The sequence below is a fragment of the uncultured Aquimarina sp. genome, from assembly GCF_947492405.1.
In the GTDB taxonomy this organism is placed as follows: domain Bacteria; phylum Bacteroidota; class Bacteroidia; order Flavobacteriales; family Flavobacteriaceae; genus Aquimarina.
Genome location: NZ_CANLMP010000007.1, coordinates 39,432 through 53,080 on the forward strand (window position 1 = coordinate 39,432; position 13,649 = coordinate 53,080).

Sequence of the window (13,649 nt, forward strand, 5' to 3'; positions counted from 1 at the left end):
TGATTATTAACTTATTGTAAATTGTATTCCAAACTTTGGGCCAAAATTAGCTTTTCTATTTAAAACATGTACTTTTGCGCCGCGGAAATGTTAAATATTTAACTAAAACAACAATTAATGAAAGTGTCACAACTCAAAAAGAATCTATTCTTTTTAATGATTTTTTTAAGTTCTGTTGCTATGTCTTATGCTCAGCAAACAGGATTAAAGGGTAAAATTGTTGACGCATCTTCAAATGAAAATCTTGCTCAGGTATTAATCACTATCGAAGGAACGTTAGTTTCTGCGACAACAAGTGCTTTGGGAGATTTTGTTTTTGGAGGCGTACAACTACCATTAGGAGAACAAATTGCGGTCATATCAAAAGATGGATATGTTACTAAACGTTATCCTATTGTAATTAATGAAGGAAATGTCTTAGACCTAGGCGTAGTAGGTTTGGATTATGATCTTAATTTAGAAGAAGTTCAGTTAGGTACTATTAGCCTTTCTGACAATGAATTGGATGACGGAGATGATGATGCTTCATCAAATGTTTCGGGATTACTACAAGCATCAAGAGATGTATTTCTAAGTGCAGCAGCCTTTGACTTTAGTGCTACGTTTTTTCGTCCAAGAGGTCTTGGTAACGAAAATGCAAAAGTACTGATCAATGGTATCGAAATGAACAAGCTTAATGATGGGAGACCTCAATGGAGTAATTGGGGAGGATTGAATGATGTACAACGTAACCAGGAATTCTCAATGGGGATTTCTGCAAATGATTATACGTTTGGAGACCTATCAGGAGCTACTAATATCATTATGAGAGCTTCTCAATACCGTCAGGGCGGGAGAATATCCTATGCTGCATCTAACAGAAGTTATACAGGTAGAGCAATGGCTAGTTATAGTTCTGGTTTAATGAGCAATGGTTGGGCTTATACTATTTCATTAGCTCGTAGATTCGGAGAAGAAGGTTATATTGATGGAACTTTATATGATGCTAATTCGATTTTTGCCTCGATAGAAAAAAAGATTAATGATAAACATAGTGTAAACCTAACTAGTTTTTATACTCCAAACAGAAGAGGAAGATCTACCGCTATAACCGAAGAAGTCTTTAACTTAAAAGGAAGACAATATAATCCTAATTGGGGTTATTTTGATGGAGAAAAGAAAAACTCCAGAGTTCGCGAGATTGAGGAACCTGTTTTTATGTTAAACCATTACTGGAATATTACGGATAAGACTACTTTAAATACAAATGTAGGATATCAAACTGGTAAAATAGGAAACAGTCGTATAGATAATGGAGGAACTGAATTGGTGAATTTCAATGGACAAGAATCGTACAGAGGTGGCGGAGCTAGTAGAGATACAAACCCAATACACCCAAGTTATTTACCTAGCTCTTTCTTGGATGACCCTAATCCCACACCTCTTGATTATCAAAATGCGTTTTTAGCACAACAAGAATTTATTAGAGACGGACAATTAAACTGGAATCAATTGATACAGACGAATCAATTAAATGCTCAAAATGGTATCAATTCTACTTACATTTTATATGAAGATAGAATTGATGACACACAATGGAGTTTTAATTCAATTTTGAATAGTCAGGTATCAGATAATATTACGATAAACGGAGCTTTAAATTATAGAACTTTAAAAAGTGAAAACTTTGCAGAGGTAACAGATCTATTAGGTGGAAGAGGGTTTTTGGATGTAGATCTATTTGGATCGCAACAAGATAATGATGTTCCTCCAGAAGACAGACTAACAGCAGAACAATTGGCGGATAGAGCTCAGAGTGATTTGAGAAATCGTAACAGAGTTGTAGGGGTTGGTGATCGTTATGATTATAATTACGAGATTGATGCAGATGTAGTAAGTGGATTTGCTCAGGCTCAGTTTAAATACAATAGAGTAGATTTCTTTGTAGGAGCTAATGTTTCTCAGACCACTTATCAAAGAACAGGTTTATTCGAAAATGGATATTTTGCTGGAGAAGGAAATCTAGGATCATTTGGTAAAAGTGATAAACTAGAGTTTACTAATTATGGAGCTAAAGGAGGATTTACTTATAAAATAAATGGACGTAACTTAATTGATGTTCACGGAACTTATTTTACAAAAGCGCCAACGATTCGTAATTCTTTTGCTAATGCTAGACAGAACAATAGAACAATAGATCAGTTGATCAGAGCAGAAAGAGCTTTTGAAGAAGCGGAAGTATTGGCTGGCCGATTGGAAAACGTAAATATTGGTTCTTCTGAACAAGAAAGCGAAAAAGTTCAATCTATCGATGCTAGTTACATCTTAAGAACTCCAAAAGTAAAAGCCAGATTAACTGGATACTATACTAAGATAGAAGATGCAACAGAGCTGTCTTTCTTCTTTACACAAGCAATTTCCGGGTCAGATGTTGGATTTGTTCAGGAGATTCTTACTGGAGTAGATAAACAGCATATAGGTGCAGAATTAGGTATTGAGTATCAGGTAACACCTACTATCAAATTAAAAGGTGCGGCAGCCATAGGTCAGTTTACATATGCTAATAATCCTGATTTATTTGTAGCAAGTACCAGCAGTGACTTTTTAGGAGAGTCTGCAGGAGACTTAGATCGAGTAAAATATTTTGGTAAGTCAACCTTAGAAGATTATCGAATTGCAGGAGGTCCTCAGAATGCAGCACAATTAGGCTTCGAATATAGAGATCCTAATTTTTGGTGGTTTGGTACTACAGCCAATTATTTCTCTAATGCATATATTGATGTAAGTCCTTTTGCAAGATCATCAAACTTTGGTGAGGATGTAGATGGTTTACCATTTAATGATTATGACGAGGATATTGCTAGAGAACTGTTAAGACAAGAGCAATTTGATGACTACGTATTAGTGAATGTCGTAGGAGGTAAGTCGTGGAGAGTAAAAGATTACTATGTAGGATTCTTTGCGACCATTAACAATGTTTTTGATAAGCAATACAGGACAGGTGGATTTGAACAAGCTAGAAATGGTAATTACAGATTAGCATTAGAAGAATCGCAAAGAGAAACTCCTGTTTTCGGTCCAAGATATTTTTATGGATTTGGTACTTCGTACTACCTTAATGTATATGTAAGATTTTAATGATGAACACAACAAAAAAAAATTATAAAATGAATTCAATTAATTTAAAGAAACTAATAAGCGTTTTAGTTTTGGCAGTTACATTTACTGCGTGTGTACAAGACGATGATTTTAAAACTCCCACGTTGGTTATCGAAGAACCAAACATTGATAGCAACTTAATTGTTGAGTTAGATGGTATTTTGGGAGAAATAGCTCAAGCCAATGGAGAAGCGGTTAATTTTGAAGATTCTGATAAATTTGTTGCTGGATACGTAGTATCTACGGATAAAGCAGGTAACTTTTTCGAAGAACTAGTTATACAAGATAAACCAGAAAACCCAACAGCAGGGATTAGAGTTCTTATAGATGTTAACCCATTATTTACTTCCTATGAATTTGGAAGAAAAGTATTTATAAAACTTAAAGGATTATCTGCAGGTATTGAAAACGGAGTTGCTACTTTGGGAGTACTTTCTGGTGATGAAGTAGATCAAATACCATCTTTTTCTCAGGAAGATGTAATTATAAGATCGGCTGAGGTAGCTACGATTACCCCTTTAGAAATTACGATTGCTGATTTTTCTGATGACCTTGCTAACTTATTTATTAAGATTAATAACCTACAGTTTAATCGCAGTGATGTGTTAGGAAATGAAACCTTAACTTTTGCAGGAGAACCAAGTGACGATTTTGATGGAGAGAGAAATTTAGAAAGTTGTGATAGTGGTGCTATCGCTGTATTAAGTACAAGTACTTTTGCGGATTTTAAATCATTGCCTTTACCTACTCAACAAGGAAGTTTCGAAGGAGTTTTGACTAAAAATTTCTTTGGAGATACTTTTAATTTAGTTTTAAACGATGTTACAGGGTTAGTATTTGACAATGAAGAACGTTGTGATCCTAATGTATTAGAATGTACAGGTACTAGTGGAGGAGCAAATGTTGTATTCGAAGAAGATTTTACTGGATTAAGTATTAGCGATCTAGAAAACGCTGGGTGGCTAAATGTTAATACTACAGGAGGAAGCCTTGATTATTTTGTTGGAAGCTTCAGTGGTAATCAATATGCTCAGATTTCTGGATTTAACTCAGGAGAAAGCCCATTCGAGGTATGGTTAGTAACACCAGAAATTGATTTAACAGCTTCTTCAGCAGAAGAATTGGCTTTTGATATTCAAGCTAATTTCGATAACGGTAATATCCTTACTCCTTTTATCACAAATAACTTTACTGGCGATGTGACTACGACAGAGTGGACTCAGTTAGATGCAAGTATTCCTAATGGAAACCCAAGCGGGTTTGGAAGTTTTGAAACTGTTGGACCAGTTAATATTTCTTGTATTGATGGTGCAGTGAGAATTGCATTCCGTTATGCAGGAGCAGACCCAGGACCAACTACAAGATATCATATTGATAATATTTCGATTTCAGGAAACTAAGAGTTTCTGAGATATTAAGCAGAATAATAGAACTCCCTGAAGAATTTTCTTCAGGGAGTTTTTTATGAACAGCTTCTATTTAATTACTGAAATTCACAGTATATGCAGAGCTTCGTTTTGATTTTACTCTAAAACGGAACTGGTAGTTTGTATTTGCTGTAAGAGAATAACTGTTACCATTAGACAGAAATCTCCACTCAGATACCATAATCGCCCATCCGCTTGTGCTATAAGCTTTACGCTTTAATCCAAAATACACTCTTCTTAAAGCAGAATGTCTATCTATAGTAGCTATAGTTTGACCAATTCCACTGTAATGTGTCCAAAATGACCAGCTTTTTGCAATATTTTCTGGATGATAAAAACTTACACTATAGTTTACATTAGGGTTAGTTTTAGCAACTGATACCATTTTAAAAGCGATACCCGCTCCAGCGTTCTCTTTTGTATCAAAATCAGTCATTTCTTCTTCTTGTTCTAAAGAAATATCACTATCATCTTTGATGTTTTGACGAATTAAGCCTTCGCTTAAGGTCTCACTTTTAAGAGTTTCTACTAATTTGAAGTGTTCACTTGTATAGCTAGCCACAGCAGCTTCAGAGTTAGAATAAACACGCATAATAGCCTCACTTCCTCCTTCAGAGGTTATTTTAACATCTTTATGAAAATCGTATAAGTCTTTTTCAAGATCTATCGGTTCCGCAATAGCGTTGTCTACGATCTCATTAGATTCTTCTTTTTCGCAAGAAGTAAAGAATAACAACCCAATAACTGGTAATGCATAAAATAATTTTTTCATTTGTTTGGTTTTTAAGAATAATTAAATTGATATGTTTAGTTTTAGGACACTAATGTATCCTGATTTTCACGGTGTAGAATAGTTAGATTATGTATGAAGAAACTAGTTTTGGCGCCAATTTTGTTTCTAATCCAATAGATGGTTGATCTTTATAATCAGTCGTATCATACGAGTGAAATTAGAACTATAAGAGTATCCTTATAGATTCTTAATCAAAAGTATGATAGGGCTTGAAACCGACAAAAGAGAAAAATTATTTTGCGGAAATTTCCGCAAAATAAAAACCTGATAAACAGAGTTTTACTGTTTTCTTAAGGGTTTATTGTCAAAGTAAAAAGGGTCGTATACCCCACACTTCTGTAGTGGAATCCCTTTATTAGAAAAAGGTATTTAGTGGGCTTTTTTCTATGGTAAGCACGTATTTGTATAAAGAATGAAGTGCTTAATTATGTTTTAGACAAACATATACCGGAAAATGGTCACTATATCCTCCTTTGTATTTTCTTCCGGCGTAGGTTCTAAAAGGATTTCCTTTGTATCTGCCTTTATAGATTTTTAAAAAACTATCATCGAAAATATTAGCCTCAGAAAAGCTATGAGAACCTTTTTGATATTTATGAAAATTGTTGCTAAAAATAATCTGGTCGAATAAATTCCATTGACTTTTATAGTTAAGTGTTCCTCGATAACGAGTGTGCAATCTTTCCATAGGGTTATAAAAATCATGAGATACCAAATGTTTTCTTACACTTTCGTCATTAGAATCATCATTAAAGTCACCCATTACAATGATTTTTGCTTCGGGATCTTTTTCCATAATTTGGTCAATGATTTCTCTATTTTTAGTAGCTGCAGCAATACGTTTGTATGACGTTGAGGCTGCTCCATCTCTACGAGAAGGCCAGTGATTAACTAAAAGATGAATCTCTTCATTGTGTAATTTTCCGGTTACCCATAAAATATCACGGGTAAAATCCCTTTCGCCATATTCGTTATTAACCAGCACCTGAACACTTTCTGAATTTAAAACAGTGAAACTTTCTTTTTGATAAATAAGTCCCACATCAATTCCTCGTTCATCTGGAGACTCGTGGTGGACGACTCCGTAGTTTTTGTTAACCAAGTGCTTTGTTTTGATAAGATCTTCTAAAACAGCCTTATTTTCTACTTCAGCCACGCCTAAAATAACTGGAGCTTTACCTGTTTTAGCAAATCCAATATTAGAAATAGCAGTTCCTAATTTAAATATTTTCTTTTCATACCTTTTTTTATTCCATCGTTTTTCTGAATCTGGTAAAAAATCATCATCTAAAGTATGAGGATCATCCTTAGTATCAAAAAGGTTTTCTAAGTTGTAAAAAGCAACTGTATGTAGGTTTGTATGTTTCTTTTTAAAATAAAGCTTTGAAGACATTCAATAAAAATTTGTTGTAAACATCTAATGTACAAATTCAAATGCACACAATATTGTACCTTTGTGTATTAATTAGAGAAAAGAGCAAACCGCTCTGTTATAGAACGAGATTTGTTTTCTTTTTGAATTAATAATAAAATAAGCTTGAAGAAGGAATAGATAATGATAGAAAAGGAAAAAACAATATACGAAAAAGCAGTTTTAATAGGAATTATTACCAAAAATCAGGATCAAGATAAGTTAACTGAATTTTTAGATGAATTAGAATTCCTTACCTATACAGCCGGAGGAGAAGTGGTAAAACGGTTTACCCAAAAAATGGATGTACCCAATCCTAAAACATTTATCGGATCTGGTAAAATGGAAGAAGTGCTGACATATGTAGAACAGCACGATATTGGAACAGTAGTTTTTGATGATGAATTAACACCTGGACAGCAACGTAATATTGAGCGTATCCTAAAAGCTAAGATCATTGATAGAACCAATCTGATTCTCGATATTTTTGCACAACGGGCTCAAACAAGTTATGCAAGAACGCAGGTAGAGTTGGCGCAATGTCAATATTATTTACCAAGACTAACAGGACTATGGACTCACTTAGAGCGACAGCGAGGTGGTATTGGTATGCGTGGTCCCGGTGAAACAGAGATTGAGACTGACCGTCGTATTGTAAGAGACCGTATTTCTTTATTAAAGAAAAAATTACTAACGATCGATAAACAGATGGCCACTCAACGAGGCAATCGAGGAAAATTGGTTCGAGTAGCGTTAGTAGGATACACCAATGTTGGTAAGTCCACTTTAATGAATGTTATTGCTAAAAGTGATGTGTTTGCTGAGAATAAGCTTTTTGCAACACTTGATACTACGGTAAGAAAGGTAGTCATTGGTAATCTTCCTTTTTTGCTGAGTGATACGGTAGGTTTTATAAGAAAGTTGCCAACGCAATTAGTAGAAAGTTTTAAAAGTACATTAGATGAGGTAAGAGAAGCCGATTTATTACTACACGTAGTGGACATATCACATCCTCAGTTTGAAGATCATATCGATTCTGTAAATAAAATTCTTAACGAAATTGATAGTGTTGATAAACCGGTTATTATGGTTTTTAATAAAATTGATGCCTATAAACATGAAACCATTGATGAAGATGATCTAACAACTGAAAGGACGAAATTCCATTATACGCTTGACGAGTGGAAGCAAACCTGGATGAGTAGGATAGGAGATAATGCCTTATTCATATCTGCTATTAATAAGGAAAATATTGATGCATTTAGAAAAAGAGTATACAAAGAAGTAAGAGATATACACGTAACACGTTTTCCTTATAACAACTTTTTATATCCGGAGTTTGTAGAGGAGTAGAAGAGGTTAAGGTTTTAAAACTCGTAATTAAGTCCAAGTCCCAGAACTTCTCGGATTTGGAAGCCACTGGTAGCATTATCGTCATAGATTGCCTGAAAGACAAAACTTCCGGAAATGTACTTATTTACAACGAGGTTTAAGTTTAATGTATAATCAATATCTACGTTATAAGGATCTTCTATATAATTGGAGTATAGATTAAGAATGTTTTCCATGGTAATATTTTTTAGTATCTGAAACTTGATATATGCTGATAAAGATCCACCAAATTCAAATCGAGAACTCCTACCTTCATCTACTCCAAAATAGTCACCATCCTCATAATCAGGAATGCTTGTAAACTGATTATCAACAAAAATCATACGAGAAGTTACGGGAGCGATATTGACATTAAAATCATCACTTTTTTTCCATAAAATACCAGGACCAATTTGTATAAAAGCAGGAGAAAAGAAATGAGTTTCTTCGGTTCTAATCGTTTCATCAGTATCAGGATCTTTACTAAAGCTATATCCTTTGGCGAACTGAGACCTAAAGTTAACAAATAACGAATAGTTCCATAAACTCTCACCGATTCGTTGTCCTAATCTAGAATTTAGTTCTATCCTGTCATTGGTTTTGCGAGCAAAGTTCTCTCCTTTTAAAAACGTTAGGCCATAATCTGCTAAAACTTTATTATCCCAAGTTAAGCTATTTTTTTTATAGTTAAATTCATAATTAAGAGTAGTGTTACCGGCAATATTAGAGGTTCCACCACCTTGCCAATCATAGTTAAAAGCAGATTGATTAAAAAAAAAGGAAAACTTCCCAAAAGATTTCCATCCTATATGTGGCTTTTTAACAGGTTTAGGGTTTAATTTTTTTAAAAGATCTTTTAATACAATGACATTAAGCTCTTTTGGCGTATCTTTTAGTAAACTATCTAAAGACCTCGCTAAAAGAACCTGAATAGAGTCCAGTTGTTTTATTTCCTTCTTTTCTTGACCAATTAATTCGGACATAGAAATGAATAAAAAAATAAACACAACAATCTTTCGCATAGTATAAATAATGGATTTGTGCACAAATATACTTTATGTACACAGCTTTTTCAAATATGGCTAAATTGAGCCGAAATAGTTATTTAATGAAGAGTGATTGTTGTATTTAAAAGAACTTTGATTTTTGAAAAATAGTATAAACCATGAATAAAATTATATCACGAAAAAGAAGATGAATATAAAATTAGTCAAGGCAAAAGATTCAGACATGTTATTTCTAGTAAAATTGAGAAAATTAACGATGGTTGAATATCTAGAAAAAGCAGGACTGCATTTATCGGATGATCAACACTTATCTAGAGTAAAAATCCATTTTAATGCAGCATATATAATAAAACAATTGGATGAAAGAGTAGGTCTATTAAAATGTATAGAAACCAAAGATTCTATAGAAATACTTCAGTTTCAGATACTACCGAAATATCAGGGAAAAGGGATTGGCAACTATCTCCTTAACTATGTAATAAAACTATCTGAGTCTCTCAATAAAAACATACTATTGAAAGTTCTAAAAGAAAACCCTGCGAGATATTTATATGAACGAAATGGTTTTGACATTTATGATGAAGATCAATATGAGTTTCATTTGGAGCTTAAGAAATAAAAAAGAGGCATCTAGATATCTAAATGCCTCTTTTTGCAATAAAAATTTTCTACTTAGAAAGAATAGCTCAATCCAAGATTCCAGAAAGATTGTAATTCATTATCTGTGTTTTCTAATGTAGGGGTTACAGTTGGAGGAGGAACAGCTATAGCTGCTTGCCCTAAAGCATAATTAAATGCTTCTTGTTTGTTTCCTCTAAGCCCAAAATCAAATCCAACACCAATAGCTTTCCATAAAGTATAAGAAAAAGAGTTTGTCCAAGTCCAGTTAGAATAATCACCATCTTCATAGCTTAAGAAAGCAGAAAGATTAGTTTTAAAGTTGATGGCTCCGATTTTACGAGTATAGTCTGCAACTATTTTTGCACCTAAAGAAGATTCATATTCTGCAGCTCCTTCACTAAATACAAAATTGTAGTTAAGAGGATGTACGACTACGACTAAGTTGTTTATAGGAGTCCAGGTAATACCCACACCAAGATCTAAGTATCCTGGGTCGTTGAAGTTATTTAATACAGAAGTTCTATATTCTCCTAATGTCGAAACAGCTAATGTTTTAGTAATCTTGTAACCGAATAACGAAGTAATATTAAATACATCTGTTGATTCTCTGAAACTATCATCATCTGTTGGATCATCTTTATCATCCAATTTCACCCAAGCAAGGTTAACGTTAGCACTATTTCTCCAAAAATATTTTTCTTGTAATAAATTAGCGTAAGCATTTACTGTAATACCAATTGTTCCTGCATCGTTGTTAGGAATACCCTGAGAGAACCAGTTATTAAACCCAGAAATACTTCCTCCAATTGTACCAAAAGCACCAATTTTCCACCCTGGCAAAGCATCAATTTGCGACTGGATAGCATTAGCTCTTCCTTGTATTGCAGCAATAGAGTCCTTTTTTGCAGATAATTTTGTTTTCAATTCTTCTTCTGTTTGTGCAAGACCAACATGGATACCAGCCAATAGAAGGATAAATGTGAATACGATTTTTTTCATAATTAATAGTTTTAAGTAGTTTGTTTTTATATACCAAAAGAACGTTATAATAAAAATACTTTTATAAAAACAAGTTCAAGATTTATGTAAAATTTTGCGTTGACAAATATACTTGAAGTAACGTTTTTCGTTGTAAAACGATGTAGTTGTGAAGTAGATTTTCGATAAAAAACAGCTTTATGGGATGAAATGAGCTATTTTCTCTTAAACAGGGGGACTGAGGAGCAAGCTTCTCCGTACATGATGCTTTTAGCAACAGGTTGTAGTTTTTGGATGAGTTCTATATATGCACTTTCGGGAACAGGTTTATTAGAACACCCTTTTATTATAAGAAGTTTGTCTTGATATTCTGAAACATCAAGTGCATTGATAATACTGGTATAGAGAATGGTTTCCAGGTTTTCTAATGATCCAACAGCTACTTTTTTAGCAAACGGCATTAATGAGCTTGTCAATAATAAGTAAGCCCAACCAGGAATAATAGCATCTGTAGAACAACTTAGAGCGACATATTTATTCTGATACTGACTCCAGTCATGATCAGAAACGTGCTTTCTGAAATCTTTTTCACGCAGTATAAAACCTTCATAAAGCCAATCTTTTATATCAAACAATACACGCTCCCCATTCGGGTAATACTCCTCTAAATCAAAGGTGATTAGATTTTTGTTATTAGCGACTCTATTGATAATTTCTTCTGCCATTTGTTGATATAGATATATGTTTTTTTAAAGCATGCCTAATTCTAACTTTGCTTCTTCGCTCATTAGATCTTGTGTCCAGGTTGGCTCAAAAGTAAGTTCGAGCTCTACATCATTTACAGCATCCAAAGATTTTACTTTTTCCTTAACCTCTTCTGGTAATGATTCTGCAACTGGACAATTAGGGGATGTAAGTGTCATAAGAATTTTCACATCATAGTCCTCATTTACAAAAACGTCATATATCAATCCTAGTTCGTATATATCCACCGGAATTTCTGGATCATAAATTGTTTTTAGTACTCGTACAATTTTTTCACCAAGTTCTGTAGTATCTATGTTAGTCTCGCTCATAGTATATTTTTAGTCGACTCCGACAGGCTAAACCTGACATTAAAAGACGAATTAATTTAGTTGTGTTTGGTATGCGATGGCATACATTTTTAATTGTTTGATCATACTCACCAATCCGTTTGCTCTGGTTGGCGATAAATGTTCTTTTAAACCAATTTCATCAATAAAAGCTGTGTCTGCATCCATAATATCCTTTGGGTGTTGACCAGAAAACACTCTGATAAGAATAGCAATAATACCCTTTGTTATAATAGCGTCGCTATCCGCAGTAAATTCGATTTTGTCGTTTTTCATTTCTGCGTGTACCCAAACTTTACTTTGACACCCTTTTATGATATTTTCATCAATTTTATATTTTTCATCAATTAGAGGAAGTGATTTACCAAGATCAATCATATACTCATAGCGCTGCATCCAATCATCAAACATGCTAAATTCATCAACAATTTCCTCCTGAAGTTCCTGTATAGACATATACTTACAATTTTTGACAAAAGTACAACATGAATCTTTGCTATTCAATACTTTCTGTCAATGATAAGATAGTATTAACTAATGGCTTGATTTTTTAACTCAACATCATTTTTGCCTTTTTTAAGGCTTCTACAAGAGTATCTATTTCTTCCTTCGTATTATAAAAAGAAAAAGAAGCACGTATAGTTCCGGGGATTTTATAAAAATCCATAATTGGTTGCGCGCAATGATGACCGGTACGCACAGCAATACCTAATTTATCAACTATAGAACCTATATCATATGGATGGATAGTACCTATATTAAAGGAAATAACAGAGGTTTTGTTTTTAGAAGTTCCATAGATTCTTAAACCTTCAATTTCTAATAGCTTTTTGGTTCCGTATTCAAGTAGTTCATTTTCGTATTCGGCAATATTATCAAAACCAACACTATTCATATAGTCCAGAGCAACTCCAAAAGCGATGCCACCACAAATATTGGGCGTTCCGGCTTCAAACTTATGCGGAAGACCTGCATAGGTGGTTTTTTCAAAAGTAACTTGATCAATCATTTCACCACCACCTTGGTATGGAGGTAATTTATTAAGCCATTCCTCTTTTCCGTATAATAAACCAACACCTGTAGGTCCACAAAGTTTATGAGCAGAAGCCACATAAAAATCTACATCTAAGTTCTGAACATCAGGTTTAATATGAGGACAAGATTGAGCACCGTCGATGAGCACAGCTGCGCCTACCTTATGCGCTTTTTGTATGATTTTTTCAATAGGATTAATTGTTCCTAATGCATTAGAAATATGATTGGTAAAAACTAGTTTGGTTTTATCAGAAAGTAGTTGATCATAAACGTCCATTAACAGCTCTCCTTCTTCATTCATCGGAATGACTTTAAGAATGGCTCCTGTTCTTTCACATAGCATTTGCCAAGGAACAATATTAGAATGATGCTCTAAAGCCGAAACAATAATCTCATCTCCTTTAGTTAGTAAATTAGTAAATCCTGTAGCGACAATATTAATACTGTGCGTGGTTCCAGAGGTTAGAATAATTTCGTGAGCGTGTTTCGAATTAAAATGGCATTGTACTTTTTTACGAGCAATTTCATACGCATCTGTGGCTTCTTGTGATAACGTATGTACACCTCGATGAATGTTAGCGTTGTAATTACTGTAATAATCTACAATTGCATCAATCACTACTTGTGGAGTTTGTGATGTGGCTGCATTATCAAAATATACCAAAGGTTTTCCATTTACTTCTCTTTTCAGAATAGGAAAATCTTCTCGTATTTTTTGTACATCTAGCATATCAATTTCTTTCTGCAAAAATAGGAACTATTTCTAAGTGATAT

The 13,649-nt window shown here is 33.7% G+C and carries 12 protein-coding genes; 4 read left to right on the forward strand and 8 right to left on the reverse strand.

The genetic code is table 11. From position 1 onward, the window contains the following. The first annotated feature begins 117 nt into the window (after positions 1-117). Both Q0829_RS21820 and Q0829_RS21825 read left to right on the forward strand, forming a co-directional pair. A complete protein-coding gene (locus tag Q0829_RS21820) occupies positions 118-3,117 on the forward strand; it encodes a TonB-dependent receptor (protein WP_298546948.1) in 3,000 nt (999 codons plus the stop codon). A 29-nt stretch (positions 3,118-3,146) separates the two neighbouring features. Next, positions 3,147-4,538 carry a DUF5689 domain-containing protein gene (locus tag Q0829_RS21825; protein ID WP_298546949.1) on the forward strand — a complete coding sequence of 464 codons (1,392 nt, stop codon included), beginning with the start codon at positions 3,147-3,149 and terminating at the stop codon, positions 4,536-4,538. 79 nt (positions 4,539-4,617) lie between these two features. On the opposite strand, the gene Q0829_RS21830 is transcribed toward Q0829_RS21825, so the two are convergent. Beyond that, on the reverse strand, positions 4,618-5,337 hold the full coding sequence (locus tag Q0829_RS21830) for a hypothetical protein (protein WP_298546951.1): 720 nt from the start codon (positions 5,335-5,337) through the stop codon (positions 4,618-4,620). A gap of 442 nt (positions 5,338-5,779) precedes the next feature. Further along, positions 5,780-6,751 (reverse strand): endonuclease, encoded by a 972-nt coding sequence (locus Q0829_RS21835; RefSeq protein ID WP_298546953.1) that lies wholly within the window; start codon positions 6,749-6,751, stop codon positions 5,780-5,782. A gap of 162 nt (positions 6,752-6,913) precedes the next feature. Here Q0829_RS21835 and hflX point away from each other — a divergent pair, with 162 nt between their 5' ends. Next, positions 6,914-8,122, forward strand: coding sequence for a GTPase HflX (hflX, locus tag Q0829_RS21840; RefSeq protein WP_298546955.1), 1,209 nt, complete (start codon positions 6,914-6,916; stop codon positions 8,120-8,122). Between the two features lie 14 nt (positions 8,123-8,136). Here hflX and Q0829_RS21845 read toward each other — a convergent pair whose 3' ends face one another. Then, entirely contained in the window at positions 8,137-9,162 is a 1,026-nt protein-coding gene (locus Q0829_RS21845; protein ID WP_298546957.1) for a DUF3078 domain-containing protein, read from the reverse strand. Positions 9,163-9,334: 172 nt separating this feature from the next. On the opposite strand from Q0829_RS21845, the gene Q0829_RS21850 reads away from it, so the two are divergent. Continuing rightward, on the forward strand, positions 9,335-9,766 hold the full coding sequence (locus Q0829_RS21850; RefSeq protein ID WP_298546959.1) for a GNAT family N-acetyltransferase: 432 nt from the start codon (positions 9,335-9,337) through the stop codon (positions 9,764-9,766). Positions 9,767-9,819: 53 nt separating this feature from the next. On the opposite strand, the gene Q0829_RS21855 is transcribed toward Q0829_RS21850, so the two are convergent. From Q0829_RS21855 to Q0829_RS21875, 5 genes are all read right to left on the reverse strand, one after another. After that, positions 9,820-10,767: a DUF3078 domain-containing protein gene (locus tag Q0829_RS21855; protein ID WP_298546961.1), complete on the reverse strand. Its 948-nt coding sequence runs from the start codon at positions 10,765-10,767 to the stop codon at positions 9,820-9,822. 194 nt (positions 10,768-10,961) lie between these two features. Beyond that, positions 10,962-11,471 carry a DUF2480 family protein gene (locus Q0829_RS21860; protein WP_298546963.1) on the reverse strand — a complete coding sequence of 170 codons (510 nt, stop codon included), beginning with the start codon at positions 11,469-11,471 and terminating at the stop codon, positions 10,962-10,964. A 24-nt stretch (positions 11,472-11,495) separates the two neighbouring features. Further along, positions 11,496-11,822 (reverse strand): DUF59 domain-containing protein, encoded by a 327-nt coding sequence (locus tag Q0829_RS21865; RefSeq protein ID WP_091406545.1) that lies wholly within the window; start codon positions 11,820-11,822, stop codon positions 11,496-11,498. Between the two features lie 51 nt (positions 11,823-11,873). Then, on the reverse strand, positions 11,874-12,296 hold the full coding sequence (locus Q0829_RS21870; RefSeq protein WP_298546965.1) for a SufE family protein: 423 nt from the start codon (positions 12,294-12,296) through the stop codon (positions 11,874-11,876). 94 nt (positions 12,297-12,390) lie between these two features. Further along, on the reverse strand, positions 12,391-13,605 hold the full coding sequence (locus Q0829_RS21875) for a cysteine desulfurase (protein WP_298546967.1): 1,215 nt from the start codon (positions 13,603-13,605) through the stop codon (positions 12,391-12,393). Positions 13,606-13,649 lie beyond the last annotated feature (44 nt).

Excerpts from the sequence above, each read along its gene's own strand:
- Q0829_RS21820 (WP_298546948.1), top strand. The coding sequence starts at position 118 with ATGAAAGTGTCACAACTCAAAAAGAATCTATTCTTTTTAATGATTTTT.
- Q0829_RS21825 (WP_298546949.1), top strand. The coding sequence starts at position 3,147 with ATGAATTCAATTAATTTAAAGAAACTAATAAGCGTTTTAGTTTTGGCA.
- Q0829_RS21830 (WP_298546951.1), bottom strand. The coding sequence starts at position 5,337 with ATGAAAAAATTATTTTATGCATTACCAGTTATTGGGTTGTTATTCTTT.
- Q0829_RS21835 (WP_298546953.1), bottom strand. The coding sequence starts at position 6,751 with ATGTCTTCAAAGCTTTATTTTAAAAAGAAACATACAAACCTACATACA.
- hflX (WP_298546955.1), top strand. The coding sequence starts at position 6,914 with ATGATAGAAAAGGAAAAAACAATATACGAAAAAGCAGTTTTAATAGGA.
- Q0829_RS21845 (WP_298546957.1), bottom strand. The coding sequence starts at position 9,162 with ATGCGAAAGATTGTTGTGTTTATTTTTTTATTCATTTCTATGTCCGAA.
- Q0829_RS21850 (WP_298546959.1), top strand. The coding sequence starts at position 9,335 with ATGAATATAAAATTAGTCAAGGCAAAAGATTCAGACATGTTATTTCTA.
- Q0829_RS21855 (WP_298546961.1), bottom strand. The coding sequence starts at position 10,767 with ATGAAAAAAATCGTATTCACATTTATCCTTCTATTGGCTGGTATCCAT.
- Q0829_RS21860 (WP_298546963.1), bottom strand. The coding sequence starts at position 11,471 with ATGGCAGAAGAAATTATCAATAGAGTCGCTAATAACAAAAATCTAATC.
- Q0829_RS21865 (WP_091406545.1), bottom strand. The coding sequence starts at position 11,822 with ATGAGCGAGACTAACATAGATACTACAGAACTTGGTGAAAAAATTGTA.
- Q0829_RS21870 (WP_298546965.1), bottom strand. The coding sequence starts at position 12,296 with ATGTCTATACAGGAACTTCAGGAGGAAATTGTTGATGAATTTAGCATG.
- Q0829_RS21875 (WP_298546967.1), bottom strand. The coding sequence starts at position 13,605 with ATGCTAGATGTACAAAAAATACGAGAAGATTTTCCTATTCTGAAAAGA.